General features: G+C 70.6%; 20 protein-coding genes and 1 pseudogene. 5 read left to right on the forward strand and 16 right to left on the reverse strand.

The window, feature by feature from the left end:
* Window positions 1-5: 5 nt before the first annotated feature.
* Both OHT21_RS07105 and OHT21_RS07110 read right to left on the reverse strand, forming a co-directional pair.
* Complete coding sequence (locus OHT21_RS07105; protein ID WP_328767399.1) at window positions 6-1,331, reverse strand: ABC transporter substrate-binding protein; 1,326 nt, start codon at window positions 1,329-1,331, stop codon at window positions 6-8.
* A 274-nt stretch (window positions 1,332-1,605) separates the two neighbouring features.
* Window positions 1,606-2,727, reverse strand: a complete 1,122-nt coding sequence (locus OHT21_RS07110) for an ROK family protein (protein WP_328767400.1) — start codon at window positions 2,725-2,727, stop codon at window positions 1,606-1,608.
* A gap of 626 nt (window positions 2,728-3,353) precedes the next feature.
* On the opposite strand from OHT21_RS07110, the gene OHT21_RS07115 reads away from it, so the two are divergent.
* A complete protein-coding gene (locus OHT21_RS07115; protein WP_328767401.1) occupies window positions 3,354-5,276 on the forward strand; it encodes a phosphatase PAP2 family protein in 1,923 nt (640 codons plus the stop codon).
* On the opposite strand, the gene tgmB is transcribed toward OHT21_RS07115, so the two are convergent.
* Together tgmB and tgmA are read right to left on the reverse strand one after the other, a co-directional pair.
* Complete coding sequence (gene tgmB, locus OHT21_RS07120; RefSeq protein WP_328767402.1) at window positions 5,263-6,255, reverse strand: ATP-grasp ribosomal peptide maturase; 993 nt, start codon at window positions 6,253-6,255, stop codon at window positions 5,263-5,265. The genes OHT21_RS07115 and tgmB overlap by 14 nt on opposite strands.
* Window positions 6,256-6,271: 16 nt before the next feature.
* Complete coding sequence (gene tgmA, locus OHT21_RS07125; RefSeq protein WP_165339315.1) at window positions 6,272-6,463, reverse strand: putative ATP-grasp-modified RiPP; 192 nt, start codon at window positions 6,461-6,463, stop codon at window positions 6,272-6,274.
* A gap of 406 nt (window positions 6,464-6,869) precedes the next feature.
* Here tgmA and OHT21_RS07130 point away from each other — a divergent pair, with 406 nt between their 5' ends.
* Complete coding sequence (locus tag OHT21_RS07130) at window positions 6,870-8,123, forward strand: serine hydrolase domain-containing protein (protein WP_328767403.1); 1,254 nt, start codon at window positions 6,870-6,872, stop codon at window positions 8,121-8,123.
* A gap of 448 nt (window positions 8,124-8,571) precedes the next feature.
* Here OHT21_RS07130 and OHT21_RS07135 read toward each other — a convergent pair whose 3' ends face one another.
* The 4 genes from OHT21_RS07135 to ribA all read right to left on the reverse strand — a co-directional run bounded on the left by OHT21_RS07135 (window position 8,572) and on the right by ribA (window position 12,839).
* Window positions 8,572-9,453 (reverse strand): ATP-binding protein, encoded by an 882-nt coding sequence (locus OHT21_RS07135; RefSeq protein ID WP_328767404.1) that lies wholly within the window; start codon window positions 9,451-9,453, stop codon window positions 8,572-8,574.
* A 101-nt stretch (window positions 9,454-9,554) separates the two neighbouring features.
* The gene (locus tag OHT21_RS07140; protein WP_328767405.1) at window positions 9,555-10,751 is read right to left on the reverse strand and encodes a saccharopine dehydrogenase family protein; all 1,197 of its coding nucleotides are present in this window, start codon (window positions 10,749-10,751) and stop codon (window positions 9,555-9,557) included.
* On the reverse strand, window positions 10,744-11,805 hold the full coding sequence (locus OHT21_RS07145) for a saccharopine dehydrogenase (RefSeq protein ID WP_328767406.1): 1,062 nt from the start codon (window positions 11,803-11,805) through the stop codon (window positions 10,744-10,746). Before OHT21_RS07145 ends, OHT21_RS07140 begins: the two co-directional genes overlap by 8 nt.
* Window positions 11,806-12,161: 356 nt before the next feature.
* The gene (gene ribA, locus OHT21_RS07150; RefSeq protein ID WP_328767407.1) at window positions 12,162-12,839 is read right to left on the reverse strand and encodes a GTP cyclohydrolase II; all 678 of its coding nucleotides are present in this window, start codon (window positions 12,837-12,839) and stop codon (window positions 12,162-12,164) included.
* Window positions 12,840-12,916: 77 nt separating this feature from the next.
* Between ribA and OHT21_RS07155 the strand changes: the two genes are divergently transcribed.
* Window positions 12,917-13,735, forward strand: a complete 819-nt coding sequence (locus OHT21_RS07155) for a creatininase family protein (protein WP_328767408.1) — start codon at window positions 12,917-12,919, stop codon at window positions 13,733-13,735.
* Window positions 13,736-13,938: 203 nt separating this feature from the next.
* Here the strand turns inward: OHT21_RS07155 and OHT21_RS07160 are convergent.
* From OHT21_RS07160 to OHT21_RS07180, 5 genes and pseudogenes are all read right to left on the reverse strand, one after another.
* Window positions 13,939-14,943 (reverse strand): annotated as a pseudogene (locus OHT21_RS07160) (lysylphosphatidylglycerol synthase transmembrane domain-containing protein); the annotation flags it as partial.
* Window positions 14,940-15,878 carry a class I SAM-dependent methyltransferase gene (locus OHT21_RS07165; protein ID WP_235989606.1) on the reverse strand — a complete coding sequence of 313 codons (939 nt, stop codon included), beginning with the start codon at window positions 15,876-15,878 and terminating at the stop codon, window positions 14,940-14,942. The pseudogene OHT21_RS07160 and the gene OHT21_RS07165, both read right to left, overlap by 4 nt.
* Window positions 15,879-15,886: 8 nt before the next feature.
* Window positions 15,887-16,987 carry a glycosyltransferase family 4 protein gene (locus OHT21_RS07170; protein ID WP_328773983.1) on the reverse strand — a complete coding sequence of 367 codons (1,101 nt, stop codon included), beginning with the start codon at window positions 16,985-16,987 and terminating at the stop codon, window positions 15,887-15,889.
* Window positions 16,988-17,010: 23 nt separating this feature from the next.
* Entirely contained in the window at window positions 17,011-17,409 is a 399-nt protein-coding gene (locus OHT21_RS07175) for a 6-pyruvoyl trahydropterin synthase family protein (RefSeq protein WP_165339306.1), read from the reverse strand.
* Window positions 17,410-17,630: 221 nt separating this feature from the next.
* Window positions 17,631-18,617, reverse strand: a complete 987-nt coding sequence (locus OHT21_RS07180) for a zinc-dependent alcohol dehydrogenase (protein ID WP_328767410.1) — start codon at window positions 18,615-18,617, stop codon at window positions 17,631-17,633.
* 177 nt (window positions 18,618-18,794) lie between these two features.
* Here OHT21_RS07180 and OHT21_RS07185 point away from each other — a divergent pair, with 177 nt between their 5' ends.
* Window positions 18,795-19,679 (forward strand): CDP-alcohol phosphatidyltransferase family protein, encoded by an 885-nt coding sequence (locus tag OHT21_RS07185; protein ID WP_328767411.1) that lies wholly within the window; start codon window positions 18,795-18,797, stop codon window positions 19,677-19,679.
* Here the strand turns inward: OHT21_RS07185 and OHT21_RS07190 are convergent.
* On the reverse strand, window positions 19,565-20,170 hold the full coding sequence (locus OHT21_RS07190; RefSeq protein ID WP_328767412.1) for a hypothetical protein: 606 nt from the start codon (window positions 20,168-20,170) through the stop codon (window positions 19,565-19,567). The two genes, OHT21_RS07185 and OHT21_RS07190, sit on opposite strands and share 115 nt — an antisense overlap.
* Window positions 20,171-20,356: 186 nt before the next feature.
* Here OHT21_RS07190 and OHT21_RS07195 point away from each other — a divergent pair, with 186 nt between their 5' ends.
* A complete protein-coding gene (locus tag OHT21_RS07195) occupies window positions 20,357-21,142 on the forward strand; it encodes a tyrosine-type recombinase/integrase (protein WP_328767413.1) in 786 nt (261 codons plus the stop codon).
* A gap of 73 nt (window positions 21,143-21,215) precedes the next feature.
* Here OHT21_RS07195 and OHT21_RS07200 read toward each other — a convergent pair whose 3' ends face one another.
* Both OHT21_RS07200 and OHT21_RS07205 read right to left on the reverse strand, forming a co-directional pair.
* Window positions 21,216-21,446 carry a FitA-like ribbon-helix-helix domain-containing protein gene (locus tag OHT21_RS07200; protein WP_328767414.1) on the reverse strand — a complete coding sequence of 77 codons (231 nt, stop codon included), beginning with the start codon at window positions 21,444-21,446 and terminating at the stop codon, window positions 21,216-21,218.
* Between the two features lie 35 nt (window positions 21,447-21,481).
* Window positions 21,482-22,477 (reverse strand): hypothetical protein, encoded by a 996-nt coding sequence (locus OHT21_RS07205; RefSeq protein WP_328767415.1) that lies wholly within the window; start codon window positions 22,475-22,477, stop codon window positions 21,482-21,484.
* Window positions 22,478-22,557 lie beyond the last annotated feature (80 nt).

Below are 22,557 nucleotides of genomic sequence, written 5' to 3' on the forward strand. Positions count from 1 at the left end.
TACGATCAGCCGCCGACCTGCTGGTTGTAACCGGCCACGATGTTCTCCAGGGCCTTGTCGGCCGACTGCTGGCCGTTGATCGCCTTGCCGAGCTCCGTCGTGGTCGGGTCCTCGGTGAGGGTCTTGCCCTTCAGCGCCCAGCCCGTCTGCGCGGTGTTGAAGTAGCCGGAGACCGGGTCGTAGAGGGGGATCGATTCGTTGTACAGCTTGAACGCCGCCTGCGCCGCCTCGGACTTGAAGGGGTACTTCGGGTTCAGGCCGGTCTCGACGGGCAGGAACCCGGACGCCTCGCACAGCGCCTGGTAGTTGGCCGGCTCGTACAGCCAGGACAGGAACTTCTCCGCGGCCGCGGCGGCGTCGCCGTTGTTGTTGAAGCCCACCGTCAGGCCGCCGCTGTTGACGTCGCTGGCCTGCACCGGCTCGGCGGGAGTCGGGACGCTCGCCCACTCGAACTTCGTGATGCTCTCCGCATAGGCGGCGACCTGCCATACGCCGGACCAGTAGGCGACGACGTCACCGCTCTGGAACATGGCCGACGGGTCGGCCTCGCTGGTCCACACCGACTTCGGCATGGTCTTGTCGTCGTTCCATCCGACGAAGGTGTTCACGGCCTTCTTGGTCGCCGCGTCCACCGAGAACTTGCCGGAGTCGTCGGCCTGGACGTACTTGCCGCCCATCTCGTACACCATGGCGCGGAGCCGGGACGGCGACGGGTCGAACGTCAGGGAGTACTTGGCGTTGGTCTTCTCCCGGACCTCGTCCGCCGCCTTGATGAACTCGGACCAGGTCCAGGTCTTGTCGGGCGAGGTCGGGTAGTCGACGCCGGCCTTCTCGAAGAGCGACTTGTTGATGAACATGCCGGACGCGGTGATGTCCGAGGGGATGGCCAGCACCTTCCCGGACGAGTCCTTGGCGACGAAGTTGCCGTTGATCTTGTTGCTCTTCTTGTTGGCGATGGACTTGAGGTCGATCAGCTTGTTCGCCCAGATCGGGTCCACCTTCGGCACCGACGCCACGTCGGGCAGGGAGTTCGCCTGCGCGGAGTTGCGCAGCTTCGCGTCGTAGCCGTCGTAGGGAATGTTGACGAGCTTGACCTTGACGCCGGTTTCCTTCTTGTACTGCGCCACCATCTTCTTCCAGCCCGCGTCCTGCCCCGGAACCGTGGAGATCCAGAACGTCAGCGACTTGGAGGTCCCGCCCGAGCCGGAGTCCGACCCGCCGCAGGCGGAGAGCAGCAGGGCACCTGCCGTGGCCACGGCAGCGAGGGGGACCAGGCGGCGTATGCCGCCGCGGCCGAGTCGGCGGGAGCGCCGCACACCCACAGTGGTCATCTTCGATCCCTTTTCGTGGTAGGGGACGGAGCACGGCGCCGACGGAGGCGGCACGGGTGCATTGTGCAAGAGAGTTCGCTTTCCGAGGGCGCGGCCTCGCCCGGCCGCGTCATCCTGGCGGGCGAGGGTCCCCGGCCACTGTGGCCGTCGCCGCACAAGCTCGCCCTGGTGCGGTTGCCGTACGTCGAGTACGGGCGGGACGCTCGCCCCAAGTCGGCGTCCCGACCGACTTAGAAAGCGCTTGTCCGGACATTGGCAGACCAACGAGTCTCCGTCAATGCTTGACTGACGTCCCACCGGTCACGGTTTGGATTCCATGAGCGACCGCGAGTCGGCTCGCGCCCGCCACCGTACCGGTCTCGCCGACCGTGCTGCTGACCACCTCGGTGGGCCAGCTCAGCTGGTCCAACTCGGCCTGCACACCGGGCACGAGCTGCGGGTCCGTGCCGGTGGCGCCGCCCAGCACGATCAGTCCCGGGTCCAGTACGGCGGCCACGGCGGCGGCCAGTCGCCCCACGTCGGCGGCATGGCGGGCGACCACGGCACGGGCCGCGGTGTGCCCCTCCTCGGCGAGAGCGAAAAGCCGCTCGGCGCTTTCGGGGCACGGGTCGTCGGCGTCCTGCCAGGCCTCCTCGGCCCGGTGCAGCAGGGACCGCACGCCGATGTGCGCCTCCAGGGCCTCGCGTCTCGGTTCGCGGCCCTCGTCCCACGGGTACGGCAGCCGGGCCACCTCACCTGCGGCGCCGTTCGCGCCGCGCAGCACCTGGCCGCCGATGACGATCCCGAGGCCGATGCCTACGCCGATCCGCAGATAGCCGAAGCTGTGCCGGCCGCGGGCGGCGCCCTCGTGCAGCTCGGCGAGGGCGGCGCAGTTGACGTTGTTCTCCAGGTGAACCGGTACGCCCGGCGGCAGCGCGACGGCCATCGCGTCGAAGGCGGGCCCGGCCTTGGCGGTCGCCGGACGCGCACCGGCGCCTTCCCGGTCCTGCGTGACGACGTCTCCGACGGCCACGACCACGGCACGCAACGGGGCGCCGGTCGGCAGTTCCTTGAGGACCTGACGTACGACGTCGGCGGCCTCCGGACGGGAGCCGGTGCCCTCGGCGAGCAGGCCGCCGTCCAGGGCGCAGCCGCGCACCCGGGTCACGGCGGGGCCGAGATCGACGGCGAGTACGGCTCCGGCGGCGGGCCCCAGTCCGTAGACGGCGGCGGACCTGCCGGTGGCGCCGGAGACCGTGCCGGAGCAGGCGGCCAGCTCGGCGGCCTCGAGTTCGGCCACGGCGGAGGAGACGGTCGGCTTGGACAGGCCCGCGCCGGCTGCCAGTTGGGGGCGGGTGGCGGTACCGGCCGCGGCCAGTACGGCGAACACCGCGCGGGCGCTCTCGCTCAGTTGCATGCTCTCCCCTGGGGCTGGTGCGGGGGGTCTCCGCTGGTCGCGGGGGTCTGTCCGCAAGGTTGTACGGGGTTGGGTTGCGTGGCTCTTGACGCACCCTACTTCGTTAGTTAACTTCCTAACGAACTTCATGCGGTACTCGCCTGCCGCGCCGGAATGAAGCCCGTCCCGGGGCTTCCTGAACGCATTGAGGTATGAACTCCTAGCTGTGCAGCTGCAGTTCGATGGGGGCTACGCCCCCCTGGACCCCCGGCCGTGTCTCGGCTGCGGGCCCGTTGTGGCTGGTCGCGCAGTTCCCCGCGCCCCTGAAAGGGCGGGGCTTCGCCCCAGCCCCCGGGTCGCAGGACGGCTGCGGGCCCGTTGTGGCTGATCGCGCAGTTCCCCGCGCCCCTGAAAGGGCGGGGCTTCGCCCCAGCCCCCGGGTCGCAGGACGGCTGCGGGCCCGTTGTGGCTGATCGCGCAGTTCCCCGCGCCCCTAACGGGGCGCGTGATTTACCGGCGCGCGGAAACGCAGCCGCCTGACGGCGGAAGGGGCCGTGTGCCGGCGCCCAATCGCCCGTCGCTCACGGCTCGCCCCAACCACCCCCAACCCAACCCAAGGCGAAACGCCACCGCAGAGAGGCACCCCCATGCCCGGGCAGTCCACCCGTACCACGCACCACCCGCTCCGCATCGATCGGCGACTGTTCCTGCGTAGCTCCGTGGGGGTTTCTGCGGGGCTTGTTGCCGCTCCGGTGGTTGGCGCGTGGCCGGCCGTGGCTGACTCGTCCCCTGCCAACTCCCCTGCTGCCTTTGTCGATTCGTATACCACCAACGTCGTTGCCAACCTGACCCCCGAGACCAACGCGGCGGTTCGCATCCTCGGTGGCTTTGGCGAGATCTGGAAGACCGGGGCCGACTGGGACAGCGGTGTGCCGCTCATGGCCGATGTTCTGCGGGCCAACATGCGCTACAGCGTGCGGGTCACCAGCCGGCGGACCGACGCCGAGGGGAAGCTGGCCTTCATTCATGATCGCCAGCATCAGAGTTACGCGGTGATCGACGGACTGGGGCCCCTCGCCGAGCTTTACAAGAAGGGCGCTAAGGCGGTCACCGGCATTACGTCCGCGCCGGAGGGCGTCCCTGCGGGCAAGATCAACGACACCATCCCGGCCGACGCTCCCGCGGGTTCCGCGCTCGGGGCCGGATCTCACGACTCGGAGTTGGGGAAGGTGGCCGAGCTGGTCGACGCCGTGCGTGGGCCGTTCGCCTCGGGGAATCCCAGCAAGTTCGCGTATCAGTACCCGCGGCCCTGGCGGATGAACAAGGACAGTGAGGTCGTCGACACCGGGGAGAAGGACGCTCTGGGTTATCCGGTCTACGCGTCCGATGTGGTGGTCGTTCCGCAGTTGCTGCGACAGCGGGCCGAGGCGCCGGCCGAGGACGGGGGGTTCCCGAGCGGGCACACCAACGCGCTGCATTTGGCGGCTCTGGCGATGGCGTACGCGGTTCCGGAGCGGTTTCAGGAGTTGGTGACCCGGGCTTTCGAGGTCTCCCACACGCGCATCGTGTCGGGGATGCACTCCTCCGTCGATGTGATCGGTGGGCGGATCCTCGCCACGGCGCTCGCGGCCGCGGCCCTCGCCGATCCGAAGAACGCCGGGCTCAAGGCGGCGGCCCGTGCTCAAGCCCTGGCCTACTTCCAGGAGCAGACCGGCACCACCGCCGACACGCTGTACGAGTTCGCGCACTCGGCGGACCTGGATGAGGACCCGTACGCGAGTCGTGCGCTCAACTCGGCAGGTGTCGCCCCGAAGTTGACGTATGTCCTGCCCAAGCGGCCCGCGCGGGACCGGATGATCGTGCCGAAGGGTGCCGAGGTCCTTCTGGAGACGCGGCTGCCGTATCTGTCCGCCGCCCAGCGGCGCGAGGTGCTGCGGACGACGGCGCTGCCCGCCGGGTACGTTCTGCTGGGCGGCTTCGAGCTGTGGGGGCGGCTGAATCTCTTCGCCGCGGCCGACGGATACGGGGCGTTCGACTCGGACGTGCGCGTCACGATGGACGCCGCCCAAGGCGGCTTCGCCGCGGCCGACACCTGGCGCAACGGCATCGGCGGGCGCGGCTCGCTGATCAAGCGGGGCACCGGCATGCTGACCCTCGCGGGAGCCAACCGCTACACCGGCGGCACCACGCTGGAGGAGGGCGTCCTCGCGGCCGGTTCGCGGGACGCCCTCGGATGCGGCGACGTGCAGGTGCGGGGTGGCACGCTGCGGGCGGCCTCGCCGCTTCGGGTGCGCGGCGCGTACGCCCAGTCGTCCGGTACGACCCTTGATGTGACGGTCGCCGGCGACGGTGCACCGGCCCTGACGGTGACCCGGCGCGTGCTCCTCGAGCGGGACAGCACGCTGGTCATCCGCCTGGACGAGCAACGGCCGCCGAAGCCGGGCACCACGATTCCGGTCATCGACACCCGTGTCCTGCGCGGCCGGTTCGGCCGCATCGTGGTCGACGGCTACGCCGCCGAGCCGGTGTTCACCGCCCGCGGTCTGTCCGTACGGCTCACTCGCAGGTGACGGTCTCCTTGGACACATGGCCGTTGTGCGGCTCCGTGTCCGGGAGGGGTGCCGCGAGCCAGTCGGCGACGGCGCGGGCGATCGGCTGCTCCGTCTCTATTTCCACGAAACCGAACTGGCCCGCCTGGTTGCACTCGAGAAACCACCAGATGCCGTCGGCGTCCTCGGCGAAGTCGAATGCGCCGTACGAGAGTTGGGCCTCCTGAAGGTAGTCGTGCACGCTCGCGGCGACCCGCGGCGGTGTCTCGACCGGCTGCCAGGGTTCCGCGGAGGTGGCGAACCGGACGTCGACCTCACTGGGATCGGCGCCTTGGCCGACCGCCTTGCGGGCGGCGAAGAACCGGTCGCCGACGCAGGTCAGCCGGATGTCGGCGCGCTTGGCCACGCGCCGTTGCAGCAGTGTGGGGCCGAAGGCGACGGCCGAGAAATCCGTCTCGGGTGCGACCCTGCTGGTCGGAACCGCCCTCGGCGGCTCCTGCGGGTGTGCGCCCGAGACGGGCTTGACCACCAGATCCGGGAAACGTTCCGCGAAGTCGCGGGCGGCCTGCGGGAACGTGGTGATCAGTGTGGCGGGCACCGGAAGCCCGCAGCGCTGTGCGAGGTGAAGCTGCCAGGGCTTGTGGCGGGCCTGGCGGGCCGCGTCGGGGTGGTTCATCCAGCGCGCGCCGGTGGAACGCAGCATGCCGTAGAGCGCCTGCGCGGACTCCTCGGTGAGCCAGGCGGACGGCTCGGCGACCCGTGTCGCGGGCACGCCGGGCCTGCGGACCCAGACGGACCGCAGACCGCTCGTGGTCACCAGTCGGCCACCGGCGGACAGGTGTCCGCGGAAGGCGCCGTGCACGAACTCTCCGGACAGGGCGACGCCTCCCGGCAGGTCCGCGGGGTCGAGGCGGACGACCGGGACACCCGTCCCGTCCAGTCGCGCCACCACCATGTCCGCGGTTACATCCTGTTCGCACGTCAGGATCAGAACCGTCATCGTCGGGGGTCCGTCTTCAGTCGTCGAAGTGGGTCTTCGAGCCCGCCGTGGACGTCGTGGCCCCCAGTTCCCGCAACACGGCGTAGTCATGAGCGGCGAGCCGCCCGTCGGGCAGGACGTTCAACTGCAGTCTGGAGTCATAGGCGTACGGAACGCTGACCTCCAACTGCGGGGCCGGACGTGCATAGTTGAGCGCGAACGGTCGCATTGGTTCTCCTTGCTCGGTGCTTCGCCGTCAAACGGATCGTGACGCTCCGGCGTCATGGTGCCTGACGGGTCTGCAGGGCTTCCACGGAGATATACGAATCGAACTGTCGAATGGTTGCTTCACGCTGTGTAATCATCCGAGCCGTTCGTCCTCAAGCCCCCGCCCGGCCCGGCCGCTCACTTGATGCATGGGGCACCCATCCGCCTTCTAAGACGTATACCCGGGCCTTGAGGATCCGGTCTTCGGGCGCATTTCAACGCCCCGGCGCACACCTCGCCCACGCGCGCGCCGCACGCGCCCGCGTTGCACCTCCGGTGCGCTGATAAACGTCGTCGGCCTCGCGAATCCGCAGGTAGACGATAGATTTCACAGGGACGGCAGCTCCTTCCTCGAACGGGAGTGCACGATGAGCGAGTTGCGACAAGAGGTGGAACCGGCCGAGGTCGGCCTCGATCCGGCAGCCCTGCGACGGCTGGACGAACACTTCGCCCGCCTCGTCGACGACGGCCGATTGCCCGGGTACCTCGTCTCGGTTGCCCGTCACGGCTGTGTCGCACATCTCACTTCGTACGGCCTCCGAGACCGGGAGGCCGGAGTGCCGGTCGGGACGGACACGATCTGGCGAATCCAGTCGATGACCAAGCCGATCGCGTCCGTGGCGGCGCTGATGCTCCGGGAGGAGGGACTGCTCGACCTCGACGACCCGATCGCCCACTATCTCCCGGCTTTCGCCGAGCCCCGCGTATACGTCGACGCAAGCGGCCCGGGCCTCAGGACGCGCCCCGCCGAGGGGCCCATCCGCATCCGGCACCTGCTGACCCACACCGCCGGGCTGACCTTCGGCTTCTACCACGCCCATCCCGTAGACGCCGCGTACCGGGCCGCCGGAGTGGAGCGGGCGGAGCCGCCGGACGCGGATCTGGCCGAGGCCTGCGACCTGTTCGCGGGCCTGCCGCTCCAGTTCGAGCCGGGGACGCAGTGGAACTACTCGGTCGCGACCACCGTTCTCGGGCGCGTGATGGAGGTGGTGTCCGGGCAGCCGCTGGATACATTCCTCGCCGAGCGGGTCTTCGGGCCGTTGGGGATGGCGGACGCGGGGTTCTGGGTTCCCGAGGACCGGGCGGACCGGCTGGCCGTGCTGTACGTCGAGAGTGATGAGGGTGACGGGGGCGACAAGGGCGATGGCGGTAAGGGCGGCATCGTACGGAGCCCTGAGCAGCCCGGACGCAGCCGTCCCCGTCTGCTCTCCGCCAACGGAGGCCTGGTGGCGAGCGCGTACGACTACCACCGGTTCATGGAATTCCTGCGCCGCGGCGGCGAGTTGGACGGCACCCGACTCCTCTCCCCGCAGACCGTGGCGACCATGCTCTCCAACCACCTCCCCACCGACCTACGCACCTTCGGCAGCCCCGTCCACGACTTCCCCGGCAACGCGGGCGTCGGCTTCGGCTTCGGCGTCTCGGTCGTGATCGATCCAGACCGTACGGAATCACCGTCCAGCCCCGGCCTGTACGGCTGGTCCGGCGCGTCCGGCACGACCTTCTGGGTCGACCCGCAGCGTGACCTGACCGTGCAGTTCATGAGCCAGGTGCGACCGGCGGCGGGGCTGGAGTGGTACGCGGATCTGAGGCGGCTGGGGCACGAAGTGGTCGCCGACTGAGGTGGGTTGAGGACGCCCTGATCTGCAGAGGTCTGCTGACGGGCTCATTGACTATCGTTGCCCGATCGCAAGAAGCGTATGAACGGTGCCTGATGGGCGGGTGTCTTCGAGAGGGCGTGGGATGGACTCGGGGCGGGACGACGGCTGGATACGAGTGCCGATCGGCGACGACGCGGCACGCTGGGCCACACGAGCCGCCGTCCACCCGGTCCTGCTCATCGCCCACAACGTCACGGCGGCCACCCGGCTCCTGGACGTCCTCCCCTTGTTCCACGACGACCTGCGCATCCAGCTCCTCGTGACGACGCCCGGCTCCTCCGCCTTCCGCGCGGGGCTCTCGGAGCTGTTCGCCGACACGGGGATGCCTGTGGTGCCGTGGGAGCAGGCGGTCCGTACGCCGGTGAAGCTGGCGATCTCGGCAAGCTTTGGCGGCCAACTTGACGCGTTTTCAGGTAAGTTGGCCGTATTGTCCCATGGGATTGGCTACACTGAGAGGCTGACTGCACCGGGTGCCGGGAGCCGGGCACGGACTTGTCCACCAGGGCGGTGAGCAGCCGCTCGGAGTCGCGTTTGCCGAGCGGGCCCACGGGATCCGCAGCGCGTCGAGCCCGACCAGCGGATTGCGGGCTCCGACGAGCGTGAACACCTCGGGAGCGGAACTGATCACGGGCAGGATCTGGGTGGCGGACTGCGCATGGTCGAGGATGACCAGCAGACGCCGGTCGGAGACGTACCGCTGGAACACTTGCTGGCGTTCGGTGAAGCCGGGCGGCAACTGCTGGTCCGGCAGGCCGAGTTGGCGCAGCAGCTCGCCGAGCGCTCGTGCCGCGTCGAGGGCCGTACCCGAGCCGCCGCCGCGCAGATCCACGTACATCTGGCCGTCCGGGAAGAACTCGCCCGCCCGTAGCACCCCCCAGTGCCGGGCGAGCGTGGTGACGCCCATCCCCTCGGGTCCGTGCAGCAGAGCGAGCCGAGGACGCCCGTCGGCCTTGCGCCGGGCCTCCTCGTCGAGCTGTTTGAGCGCTTTGCGCCGGTCGGTGAAGGAGCGGATGGACGCCGGGAGACGGGGGCGCCCGGCCGCCTTCCCGGGCCCCTGCCCTTGCACACCATCCGCGAACGTCGTCCAGGCCCTCGCGAGTCGCGGATCGTTCCGCAGACCCTCGGACACCAGCCGCGCCACCGCGTCCACCTCGGCTGGACTCTCCGGGGCCGCCACCTCCCGCCCGGCGATCCTCCGTACCAGCGCCCCGGCGGACTCCCAGGTCCGCTTCCCGGCCTCGTTGGCCATCCCGGCCCCGACGGCCGCGAGCACCCCCGCCACAGCAGCCATCGAAATGGGCTCCACGATGCGAACTCCCCGCTCCCGACACCCTTGGGAAGCAACGGTATCGGGAGCGTGCGTACGCGAAAGACCGTGTTCTGGCTACGAGTTCACGATCCGTCAGTCTTCTTCTCGTTGTTGCTGTCCGTGCTGTCCATACGGAAGTCGATCCCGTCCTGGCGCAGTTCCGCGAGCCATTCCTCGGAGCGCTCCGGTGTCTCGGCCGCGCGGCTCAGGCCGGGCGGGAGGGTTCCGGCGAGGATCTTGCGGACGCCCAGGGCCAGCGTGCGCGAGACGCAGCGGGCCATCGCGCTCTCTTGTGCGTCGCCTTGCATGTCCAGGAGGTAGCGGCCCGACCAGTTGCGGCCCGCGTCCGTGCGGACGTCGAGGGTGACCGCCAGGACGACGCGGTCGCGGTCGGCGTCCGTGGTGGGGTAGCGGGCGGCCAGGTCCTGGGCGAGTGCGGCGATGCGTTCGTCGTCGTCGCGCCGGAGTTCCTCGAAGACGGGTTGCCAGGCGTCGAGCCAGCCGGACAGGCGGAGGGTGCCGCGGATGAAGGTCTGGGGTTTCCACGCCGGAGGCAGGTCGTACTGGTCGACGAACGGGATGCTGTCGCGGTTCGGGTAGACCTCGAAGGGTTCATCGTCCACCAGGTGGATGCGGGTGGCTTCCCAGGGGCGGGCGGCTGTCGTCTCCGCGCCGTTCTCGATGTAGCGGGCGGGTGAGCGCAGGGCGTTGAGGACGCCTGCCGGGGCCCAACTGAAGCGGTATCTGAAGTCGTTGGGGATGGCGGGGATGCCGCCGCAGTACGAGGTGAGGTCGGCCTCTGCGGCCGTGTGGGCGCCGATCTCCCTCTGTGCGCGGGCGATGAGGCTGTGGGCGAAGAGGTGGTCGATGCCCGGGTCGAGGCCCGACTCGGTGAGGACGACGATGCCTGCCGCGGTGGCCGCGGGGACGTGCTCCAGGACCGCCTCGGATACGTAGCTCGAGCAGGCGAAGTGGGCCTGATGGGCGACACAGGTGGCCAGCAGGGGTGCGTGTTCCGGGGCCGGGAGCATGGAGATCACGATGTCGCCGGGGGCCAGTTCGGCGGTGAGTGCGGGGAGTGTGTACGCGCGGGGTTCGGCGCGGCCGGTGAGGCCGTGGGCCGAGAGGCTCTGGGCCGCTCGTTCCTCGGTGCGGTGCCACAGGCGTACGCGGTCGGCGGTGTCGCACAGCGTGGCGAGGCCGCTGCCGGTGGACAGGCCCGCGCCGATCCAGTGGACGGTGCCGGACGCGGGCACGACGGCGTTCGCGTTCTCAGCCATGGTTGGACTCCCCATTCTCCAGGCCGAGTTCACGGCACGTCTCGTGGAACCGGTCCAGGCATCGCCCCCACGCCCCGGCCACCCCGAACTCCATCAGCTGTGGCGTCAGCAAGGCCGAGAAGTCCGTGCTCGCCTCCTCGGGCAGCAGGGACGGCAGATTGTCGATGGCGATGAGGTCGAGGGCGGGCCGCTCGTGGAGGCGGCGTACGGGGTCCGTCCAGTCGGTGACCGTGTCGTACACCGGAAGGACGTTGTACGGGGAGCCGACATCGCAGGTCACGTCGCATACCGTGCGCAGGCTGCGGCGCGGCTCGTCCAGGTCCTTGTCGGTGAGGAAGGGGGTGACGGGGCCGGTGCTGAGCACGCAGTTGACCATCAAGTCGTGGTCCAGCAGGGCCTGTCGGTCCAGTTCGCGGGTCTCGGCGAGGTCCCAGCAGGTGGGGTCGAGCCCGGCCTCCATGAGCGCGCCCCGTGCACCGCGTCCGGAGCGGCCCAGGGCGCCGATCACGAGGGAGCTGAACGGAACGTCGTCCGGGCGGGGTTGGAGTGCGGCGTCCAGTTCGTCCTTGGACGTGGGCCGCAGCGGGGCCGTCAGCCTGCCCCGGTGGTGGAGTACGGCGAGGGCGGCGCCGACATATCCGGCCCAGTAGCCGAAGGCGGCGAGCCGGCGGCCGTTGTCGTCCACCAGGTACTCGAGGTCGAACAGCGCCCCGCCCCCGGCGACGAACCGGCGCAGCAGCGTCTCGGCTCCGGGCTGGCCCTTGTAGGCGTGCCCGAAGAAGACGTGCCGGTGCCGCAACTCGCCCGGTTCCTCGGGGAGTTCCTTGAGGCCGACGACGACCGCGTCGAGCGGTGCGACGGTCCAGGAGTGCGGCTCGACGACACGGCACCCGGCCGCCTCGTACGCCTCGACGGGGAAGATCCGCTGCGGGGACCGCTCGACGGTCACCGTCACGCCGTTCTCGACGAGTCGCCGCGCGTCGGACGGCACGATCGGGGTGCGCCGCTCGGTCGTACGGGTCTCGTGGCGCAGCCACAGGTGGAGCTCGGTCATACGCGGTTGACCTCCGGTCGCGGGGCGTCGGCGAACCCTTCGGCACGCAGCGGGGTGATGTCCACGAAGGGATCATGCCTCATCAGAGGCGCCGTGCCCCAGGCCGGGCCTCCTGGCGGCGTCGATGACCGCCCGGGCCGCGGCGGCGTCGAGTTCGGCCGCCGGCAGCTAGGCTGCCTGCTCGCGGCGAGCGGGGGTCGGGCTCCACGCGCGTACGACCCGCAGGTCCCGCACCCGGGCCACCGCCCGCGCATGGGCCGGCGCCTGCGTGCACGGTCGGCGGCGCGGCCGCCGCGTCGTCCGGATTGGCGCTGCCGGAGTTGGCGGCGGCCCCCGCACCAGTAGTCAGGGCCAGTTCAGGACCAGTGGATCACCGTGTCCAGATGCGGCAGGTGGTGGTCCATGCGCTCCCGCTTGGTGCGCAGGTAGCTGATGTTGTGCTCGCGCGGCGGTATCAGCAGCGGGACGTGCTCGGTGACTTCGATGCCGTGGTGCCGAAGGGCCTCGCTCTTGCGCGGGTTGTTGGAGAGCAGGCGCACGGAGGGCACGCCGAGGTCGTGCAGCATGTCCGCGGCGACGCCGTAGTCGCGGGCGTCCACCGGGAGACCGAGGGCGAGGTTCGCCTCGACCGTGTCCAGGCCCTCCGACTGGAGCTTCATGGCCTGGAGTTTGGCGAGGAGACCGATTCCTCTGCCCTCGTGGCCGCGGAGGTAGAGGAGGACGCCGCGGCCCTCCGCCACAATGGTGCGCAGGGCGGTGGACAGTTGGTCGCCGCACTCGCAGTGCGTGGAGCCGAAGGCGTCTCCGGTGAGGCACTCCGAATGCAATCGGGTGAGCGTGTCCTCCGTTCCGTCGATATCGCCGTATATGAGGGCCACTTGTTCATCCCCGCGTTCGAGGTCCAAATAGCCGACGGCGTAGAAATCTCCGTACACGGTGTGCAGTTGGAGGTCCACCACACGCTGGACACCCGACTGGACCTCTGCTGCCTTGGGGCGGGCACTTCGACCGAGCACGCCTTTGCTTTCCTTCATTTTCTCCTGCATCCAATCTGCCGTTGCCGCGTTAGCCTGCTCTCGTCGGTGCCTACGGAACGAAAGGCCTCAACACCATGACCGGTTCGGGAACACAGCTGACCACCCCCGGCTTGTTGCCGCTGGACACCACGGAGGACGTGAGGGCACGTCGGCCCGGCGTCGCCGTCCTTCCCATCGGCAGCTTCGAACAGCACGGCCCCTTTCTACCGCTGGCCACTGACACCGTCATCGCCTGCACCATCGCCCGCGAGGTCGCCGCCGCGTACCCGGTGCATCTTCTCCCTCCGCTGACCATCGCCTGCTCGCACGAACATGCCGCCTGGCCGGGGACGGTCAGTATTTCCGCGGTGACACTCCACGCGGTGGTACGGGACATAGCCGACTCGCTTCGTCGCTCGGGCATCGACGCCCTGGTACTGGTCAACGGACATGGCGGGAACTACGTGCTGGGCAATGTGGTGCAGGAATCCGCGGGCTGCGGCACCCGCATGGCGCTGTTCCCCGCACCGGAGGACTGGGAGGAGGCGCGGGAGCGGGCCGGTGTGCGGACCTCGCTGCTCAGCGATATGCATGCGGGGGAATTGGAGACGTCCGTCCTGCTGCACGCTCATCCGGAAATGGTGCGTCCCGGATATGAGTCCTCCGACTTCCTCGCCGACGACCGACGGCATCTTCTCACCCTCGATATGTCCGCTTACACGGAGTCCGGTGTCATCGGCCGTCCTTCGCTGGCTACCGCCGAAAAGGGCAAGGAGCTGCTGGCGGGCCTGGTGGACTGCTTCGGTTCGTATTTCTCGATCCTCAAGCCGGAAGCGGCGAATTCCGCTCCGGGGGCCGAGGACGCCATACAGAAGGGGGCCAGGCAGGACGACACGGAGACCAGCAGGTCCTGACCGTGCGCTGTGTCCTCCGCGTATCCCGCGTTCGCCGGTGGTGAGCGCGGGACATGGCCGTTGTGGCGCTGCGACACGCCCTTCTCGTACGAGGGTTGGGGGCGCCGCAGGCCCATCGCCCACCGTGCGACGAGTACGCCGATGCCGGGGAGGCTCGCCACGAGGCTGAGCACTCCGTAGACGACGGCGACCGAGAGGCCGGTGCTCGCGCCGAGTCCGGCGGCGCCGAAGGCCCAGGCGGTGGCGCCCTCACGGGGGCCCCAGCCACCCACGTTCAGCGGCAGTCCCATGGCCAGGAGGGCGAGCACCGCCAGGGGCAGCAACACGACTGGGGACGCGTCGGATCCCGCGACCCTGGCGGCGAGCAGGAACATCACGAGGTGGCCCGCCAGCACGACGGCCGACGAGACGACGACACCTGGCCAGGTGTGGCGGGCCACCAGTCCTTCACGCGCCTCGGTGAGCGCGTTGCGCAGACGGGGCATGCGGCGCGACGAGGGCGACGAGCCCTTCAGCCGTACCGCGACCACGGCCGCGATCATCGCGGCGAGCGCCAGCGCGATGGCGGACGCCTCGACGAGGTGCCGGGTCTGGGCCTGAACCGGCGAGGGCAGCGTCAGCAGGACGACCCCGCCGGCGGCCATCAGCGCCACCTGGCCCGCCACCCGCTCGAGGACCACGGCGCGTACGCCCCGGCCGAGATCACCGGCGCTCTGCCCGTGGCGTACGGCGCGGTGCACATCGCCGAGTACGCCGCCGGGCAGCGCCGCGTTCAGGAACAGGGAGCGGTAGTAGTCCGCGACGGCCGGACCCAGCGGCAGCCGGATCTTCAGGCCTCGGGCGACCAGGCACCAGCGCCAGGCGCTGAACACCGTGGTGACCACGCCGATGCCGAGGGCCGCCAGCACGGTCGGCCCGTCGACCCGGCGCAGTCCGTCCACGACGACGCCGGTCCCCATCCGCCAGACGAGGACGCCGAGGATGACGACGCCCGCGACAGTGCCGAAGTGGGTGCGCACGGCGCGGGAGTTGACACGCGCCCAGAGCGTACGAAGGGTGCGGCGCGCGTCCGTGACCGGCTTGGGAGCCCGGGCCGCCCGCGCGCCCCGTATCGCCTGCTCGTCGCCGCCGTCCAGGACCGGCCTCGGTTTCGGCTCGGCCCGGACGGCGCGGGGCTGCGCGTCGGCTGCCACCGCCTGCGCACTCATGCCGCTCCTCCCGTCGGACGGGCGAGGGCGAGGAGATCACTGTGGTGCACGACCACCCTCAACTCCCCCGCCGCGCACTGCGCGAGACGCTCCCGCAGATAGGCGCCCGCGCGCTCGGCGAGTTCGGGGCGCTCCTCGACGGCCGCGCCGACCCAGCCGCGCAGCCACTCCGCCGTCAGCGCGGACTCGTCGGGGCCGAGTCGCCAGGCGCTGGGGTGCACCCGTACCGTCGCGCCGTGTCGGGCGAAGGCGTCGCAGGCGATGGTGACCGCGTCGGGTCCGAGCAGGTCGCCGCGGCGCTGGTGGGCGTTGAACGCCTCGGTGATCTCGTCGTCCAGCGGATGGGCGGGCGTGAGTTCGACGCGCCCCACCACCGACAGCGTCAGCAGGGCCGGGCAGCCGGCTCCGGCGCAGGCCGCGGCGAGCGCCTCGATCTGCTCGGCGGTGAGTACGTCGAGCAGGGCGGAGGCGGTCACCAGCGAGGCACCGGCCAGCGCGTCCGCGGTCAGCCGGGAGACATCGCCGCGCTGTGTCTCGACGGTGACGCGGCTGCCGTCGGCGGCCGTACGGGGCGAGCCGACGGCCGCGAAGTGCAGCAGATACGGGTCGTGGTCGTTCAGCACCCAGTGCTGGGGGCCGTCGAGCCGCGGGGCGAGCCAGCGGCCCATGGAGCCGGTGCCGCAGCCGAGGTCGTGGATGATCAGGCCGTTGGACCGGCGCTGCGGCAGGTTCGCGAGCCGGATCCGCAGCGGGTCCAGGAGCTCGACCGACCGCGCGGCGGCGTCGGCGGGCTCGCGCAGCTCCAGCCACTCGGGGGCGTACCGCGTCACCTCGTCGTCGGCCTCCGTGTCGGCGCCGCGCCTGCGGTCACCCAGCCGGATCGTTCCCACCTCGGGCGCCGGGACCTTCGTCGTCGCGCGTCCGGGCGGCGTCATGCTCGTACTCACGCTGCCCCCTTCCTTTCGTCCCGCCCAAGTCGCCCCAGCACACCGGCCAGGCTCCGGGCCGTCGCGGCCCAGCCGTCCAGTGCGGCCCTGCGTCCGCGGGCGGAGGCCCGCAGCCGGCGTCGTACATCGGCGTCCGTGAACCAGCCGCGCAGTTCCGCCGCGAGTGCCGCCGCGTTCTCCGGCGGTACGAGCACGCCGGGCATCCCGCCGTCGGGCGCGCGCCCGACCGCCTCGGGGAGCCCGCCGACGTCCGTGGCCAGGACGGGGATGCCCCGGGCCAGCGCTTCGGTGACGGCCATGCCGTACGTCTCCGCGTACGAGGTCAGCACCATGAGGTCCGCGGAGGAGTAGCTCGCGTCGAGTTCGGCTCCGGCCTGCGGGCCGACGAGTTGCAGCCGGTCGCCGATGCCGTGGAGATCGATGAGCTCCCTCAGTTCGGCGACATAGCCGGGGTCCTGGCCCAGGCCGCCGACGCAGACGCAGCTCCAGTTCAGGTCGGTGATGGTCGCGAGGGCCTCGACGAGGACGTGCTGCGCCTTGCGCGGGGTGACCGAGGCGACGCACAGCAGCCGCGAGACGCCGTCGGTACCGGCTGCCAGCGGCGCGATGTCGGCGCCGGGCGCGGCGACGTGGACCCGGTCGGGGGCCAGCCCGTGGTGGGCGACCAGCCTGCGGGCCGCCCACTCGCTGGTGGCGACGATCGCGGGCACGGAACGCAGCGTGCGGCGCTCGCGGGCGTCGAGTTCCGCCGCCAGGCCGGGGTCGAGGCCCGTCTCGTCGCCGAGCGGCAGATGGACCAGGACGACCAGGCGCAGCCGCTCGGTCTCCGCGGCGATGATCTCGGGGGCGGCGCAGGCGACGAGTCCGTCGAGGAGTACGCGGCTGCCGTCCGCCATCTCGCTGAGGGTGCGGGCCAGTTCCTCGCGGGCGGCGGCTCCGGGCCGGGGCCAGCTGCCGTCGATCGCGTGCTTGTGGACCTGCCAGCCGAAGGCGGGGAGGTCGAGGCAGACCCGGGCGTCGTAGGTGTTGCCGCCGCTGGGCTTGCTCGGGTCGTCCACTGTGCCGGGCATCACGAAGTGCATGGCGCGCAGGGACATGGGGATGATGTCGGCGTGCTTGTTCACAGCGCACGCTCGTAACTCGCCCAGGCGATGTGCGACTCGTGCAGGGTGACCGTGATGCCGGACAGTCCGCGGGCGCCCTCGCCCAGCGCTCCCTTGTGCACCTTCTCCGCGAGGCGGTCGGCGATGACCTTGGCCAGGAACTCCGTCGAGGTGTTCGTGTTGGCGAAGTCGGGCTCGTTGTCGAGGTTGCGGTAATTCAACTCGCTCACCACCCCGCCCAGTTCCTGTGTGGCCAGTCCGATGTCGACGACGATGTTGTCGTCGTCCAGCTCTGCGCGGCGGAAGGTGGCGTCCACGAGGAACGTCGCGCCGTGCAGGCGCTGCGCGGGTCCGAAGACCTCCCCGCGGAAGCTGTGGGCGATCATGAGGTGATCGCGGACGGTGATGCTGAACAACGGACGACCCTCCAGGTGCGGCGCGTCTGATCCCTCTGCCGGGCGTGCCGTGTAGTACGGCAGGTCCGTTCTCCGTGTTCAGGCGGTACGGGAGGAAGTTTCGGCGGGTTTTCGTTTCTGGTTTTCGATTAGGCGCGTGGCTCGGACGCGTCGTTCGGTGGACCGGTCACCGGGCGTGGTTCCGAACCGATCCGGGGCGGTCAGGCCCCTCAGTCCCCTCCTCAATCCCCTTCAGTGTCGTACCGAACCAGGTGGCACAGCGCCTGCGTCTCGCCCGCGGCGAGCGCGGCCATCGCCTCCGGCAGTTCCTCGAAGGCGCAGGAGCCGGTGATCAGCGCGTCCAGTGCGGGGTCGGCGAGCAGTTCGAGCGCCAGGGCGAGCCGGTCGGCGTACGTACGGCGCCCGCTCCTGGCCGGGGAGACCGTGCCCACCTGGCTGCTGCGGACGACCAGGCGGCGGGAGTGGAAGGCCTCGCCCAGCGGCAGGCTGACCCGCCGGTCGCCGTACCAGCTCAGCTCGAGGACGGTGCCCTCCGGGGCGAGGAGTTCGAGAGAGCGGGTGAGTCCGGCTTCGGTGGCGCTGGCGTGCACGACCAGGTCGCAGTCGCCGGCGGCGTCCGCGGGGAGCGCGAAGTCGACGCCGAGTGCCCGCGCGAGTTCGGCCCGCGCCGGGTTGGCGTCCACGAGCTGGACGCGGACGGCGGGGTACCGGGCGAGGAGGGCGGCGACACTCGCGCCGACCATCCCGGCGCCCACCACCGCGATGCGGTCGCCGATGAGCGGGGCGGCGTCCCACAAGGCGTTGACCGCGGTTTCGACGGTCCCTGCAAGGACGGCGCGCGAGGCGGGCACGGACTCGGGTACGGGGGTCACGGCGGCGGCCGGGACGACGTACCGGGTCTGATGCGGATAGAGACAGAAGACGGTCCGCCCGAGGAGCGACGCCGGGCCCTCCTCCACCAGGCCCACGTTCAAGTACCCGTACTTGACCGGCCCCGGGAACTCGCCCTCCTGGAACGGCGCCCGCATCGAGCCGTACTGGCTCTCGGGCACGCCGCCGCGGAAGACGAGGGTCTCGGTCCCCCGGCTCACTCCGGAGAAGAGCGTGCGCACCAGCACCTCGCCCTCGACGGGGCTCGGGAGTTCGATGTCCCGTATCCCTCCGTGCCCCGGAGACTCCAGCCAGAAGGCGCGCGCTGCGCGGTCCATCGGCATCTCATCCTCCTGAAATTTCGTGCTGCACTTGTGCCGCTCAGTCGTGCCCGAGCTGTGAACCTGCTGAGTCCCGCTGAACGATCCGGCGACTGTGCACGTACCGACCGTTGCGAAGCCGCGGACAACGTAAGCGGCAGTGATCGACTTTGTCATCTGGCCGGAGGATGTGCGGTGGCCCTGAACAACACGTACGACGCGAGGCTCTTGCAGGTGCAGCAGGAAACGGCGGTGGGTGCGGGCGCGATGCTCCTCCTGCTGACCGTCCTCGGCACGGCGATCGGCATGGGTCCTGCGGGCTGGCTGACGGGCCTGGCCTTCGCGTTCGCCACCTGGGCCGTGCTCGCCCGCGCCCTGCACCGCACCCGCCCCCGCTCCTTCGGCCCCGCGAACCGCGTCACCCTCGGCCGCGCCACGCTCGTCGCCGGCGTCACGGCCCTGGTCGCGGAGTCCTTCCAGAGCCCGCCGCCGGTCACGCTCCTGGTCGCCCTGACCGCGGTCGCGCTGATCCTCGACGCGGTGGACGGCAAGGTCGCCCGCCGCACCGGTTCCTCGACCGCGCTGGGCGCCCGCTTCGACATGGAGGTCGACGCGTTCCTGATCCTGGTGCTGAGCGTGTACGTCTCCACGCAGCTCGGCCCGTGGGTGCTGCTGATCGGCGGGATGCGGTACGCCTTCGTGGCGGCGGCCCGTTTCATGCCCTGGCTGAACGCCGCCCTGCCCCCGAGCACAGGCCGCAAGACGGTGGCAGCCCTCCAGGGCGTGGCTCTGCTGATCGCAGGCGCGCAGATCCTCCCGTACGCGGCGACGCTGGCGACGGTCGTCCTGGCGCTGGGCTCGCTGGTGTGGTCGTTCGGCCGGGACATCGGGTGGCTGTGGCGGAACCGGGAGGGCGGGACGACGCCTCGCGCTCGCGAGACGGCCGAGCCCGTGGCCACTGAGGCCTACGCCTCCGCCTCCGTGTCCTCTTCGGCTTCCGCGCCCTCCGCGGCTTCCGCGTCCTCTCGGGTTCCGGTACTCGCCGCGTCGAGCAGGGCGACCAGTTCGTCACGGCTGTAGCCGATGAGGGCGGCTCGGTGGGCGGCCATCAGCAGCAGATGCGCCACGACCCGCCCCTTGAATCCGTCCTTGCCCTCGCCGTACCACTCCTCGGGCTTCTCGATCCCCAGGCTGCTCATCACCAGCCCGTACTCACGCCGGATTTCGGCGACGGTGTCGGTGACCGCGGCCAGGAGCGTCGCCCCGGGCCGCTCACACTCCAGCGCGAAGCAGCCCCAGTCGTCGGGCTCGCACCCACTGGGCGGATTCTCCCGCAACCGCGCGTACCGCTCGTCGTCGAAGCCCGCGCCACCGAACTCGTCATGCACCAGGGCGAACCGGTGGAACCCCGGCGGAACGGGCGGCGGCGGAGGTGTGTAGTCCCACCCGGCGTTCTCGTACAGCCGCCGTTTCACCTCCTCCTCGTCGGTATCGATCACGGTGAAGCCGGTGTCGAGGTTGCGTCCGGTGATGGTGCCGTCGTCGTCGCGGTAGAAGGACAGGCCGCCCATGGAAGCCCTCCGTTGTCAGCAGTGAGTGATGATCTTCCTGGGCGGACCATACGGACCGGCGAACCGCACGGATGGCGGCCCGTGGAATGTCACCCCATCGCGTGACGCACTGTCTCAGCCCCGCCCGCACACCCGCGGCAATGGAACGATGCGTGAATGGCCGGGTGGGCGAGGAGGTGGGGCCAAGTGGGCTGGGATCCTGAGGAATTGGTCGGTGACTGGCTCGGGGTGAGTACGTATCCGGAGCGCGTTCGTGAGAGCTACCGTCGTCATGCCCGTCGCTGGCTGAGCCACTGCGCGGAGACCAACCTTGCGTGGGACCGGGTCGCCGCCCAGCACATCGCTCTATGGGCCCATCGGCCGGGAGCGCCCCACAGCTCGACGGCACGGCAAGTCTCGGCGGTACGTTCCTTCTACGCGTACGCCGTCCGCCAGAACGCGGCCCTGTACAACCCAGCCGAGCGCCGCCCCCGGCTGACCAATGGCGCGCAACTCACCCCGTCCCGCCTGGACCCCTGGCAGGTCACGGTCCTCCTCGCGGCGCTCGACGAGCGCGGACCGGCCGACTCCCCTCAGCCACACCTGGACCGCGTCTGCGGTTACCTGCTGACCGGTCTGGGCCTGCGCTCCGCCGAGATCCGGAGCATCACCCTCGACGACCTCACCACCACCCACGACGTCAGCCGCGGCCCCGACACCCTCCGCTTGTACGATCCCGCCGGCCACCCGCGCTTCGTCCACCTCCCGCCGCTTCTCCGGGAGGCGATCGAGGCCTACCTGCCCCACAGGCGCCGGCCCCGAGACCCGACTCACGGAGGCCCGCTCCTCACGACCCGGGCCGGAATCAAAATCCCGAACCGCCACCCGAACGACCTCCTCCGCGCCGTGGCCACGACGAGCGGGCTGCTGCGCGTCTCCGACGGGGCGGGGCCGCCGACCGCTCCGGTTTCGACCAGAACTGCTTGGTGCTGACCGGGTGTTCAGCCACACAGCAGGTCTGGCCCTCGTCGGTGAGAGATAACGACCGCCGAGCAGTCGATCACGATCACCGGCCCGCCCGTGCGTCGTCGATCGCGGACAACACGTCGGACGTGCTGAGACTCGCGCCGGCCTCGGCTTCGGCCCGGGCGGCGATCTCGACGAGCGTGGGCCGGGCGGCTGCACCGACGAGTACGTCGAGCGCGTACGCCTGGAGCGACTTGCCCGCCTGAGCGGCGCGGGCCTGCAGGACGGCCAGAGCTTCGTCCGGAACATCGCGGATCGTGAGTGCAGTCATGCCTGCATTCTCTCGGCGTCGCAGGCGCTCCAGCTTCAGTGCCCGTGGCCGTCCTCCGAACCGTGCTCCTCCGCGGTCGGCTCCGCCGTTGCCGGCGCACCCCCCGCGTACACCGTGAAAGCCGCCGTACGGACCTTGCCCTCGTGCTTGAAGTCGAGGAAGAGGCGGTACGCGCCCTTACTGGGGGCCGTTGCTGTGAACGACACCTGCGGGCCGGGGTTCGTCTTTCCGTCGCCGGGTTCGCCGTTGGGGTGGACGTGGAGGTAGGCGAGGTCTCCTGAGCGGAGGGCGACCAGGTGGCCGTATGCGCCGAGGTAGGGCTGGAGGTTGCGTACGGGCTTGCCGGACTTGGTGACGTTCAGTTGGAGTTCGCTGGCTGCGCCGGGGCGGAGCTCGCCGTTGAGCGTGACCTTGTAGTCGTCGACGATCGCGGTGGGTGCGGCCTTCGGCAGTTCGGCCGGCTTGTACGGGCCCGACACCGCGAGGTCGGAGCCCAGGGTCAGGCCCTCCGCGGCGCCCTTGGGCTTGAAGTCGGCGAAGACGCGGTAGCCGCCCGCCTTCGGCAGCTCGACCGGGATCGACCAGGTGCCGTCGGCGGCACGGGTGGGGTGGAGGTGGCGATAGACCGTGAGGTCGCGTGAGGCGACGATGAGGTGCAGTTCCTTCTCGTGCTCGCGCTGATACGCGGTCACGTTCCGGCCTGTGCTGTTCTTGACGATGGCGAAGTTCAGCTCCGTGGACTCGCCGGCCTCGATGCGCGAGGTCTTCAGGTCGAGCGTGTAGCCGCCCTCGGAGATCTGCAGCCCGCCGGGCAGTTCCGCGGCGTGCCCGCCGGCAGCTTCCGCGCCGCCGCTATGGCCGCCGCCTCCGTCCTTCTCCTTGTCCGCCGCGTGGCCGCCGTGCTGTGCGGCCTCGGCCGTCTTGTCGTCGTCGGACACCACGGGGTCGACGGCGTTGCCCACTCCGTAGGCCGCGCCGAAGGTCGCAGCGAGCGCGGCGGCGAAGGTCGTGAGCTTGAGTGCGGTGTGCATGGCGGGGTCCCTTCTCCAGTCTCCAGGGCCGCCGCTCGGGGCGACCGACGCTCCTAACATACCCCCAGGGGGTACACAGT

It is taken from the genome of Streptomyces sp. NBC_00286, from assembly GCF_036173125.1.
Lineage (GTDB): Bacteria > Actinomycetota > Actinomycetes > Streptomycetales > Streptomycetaceae > Streptomyces.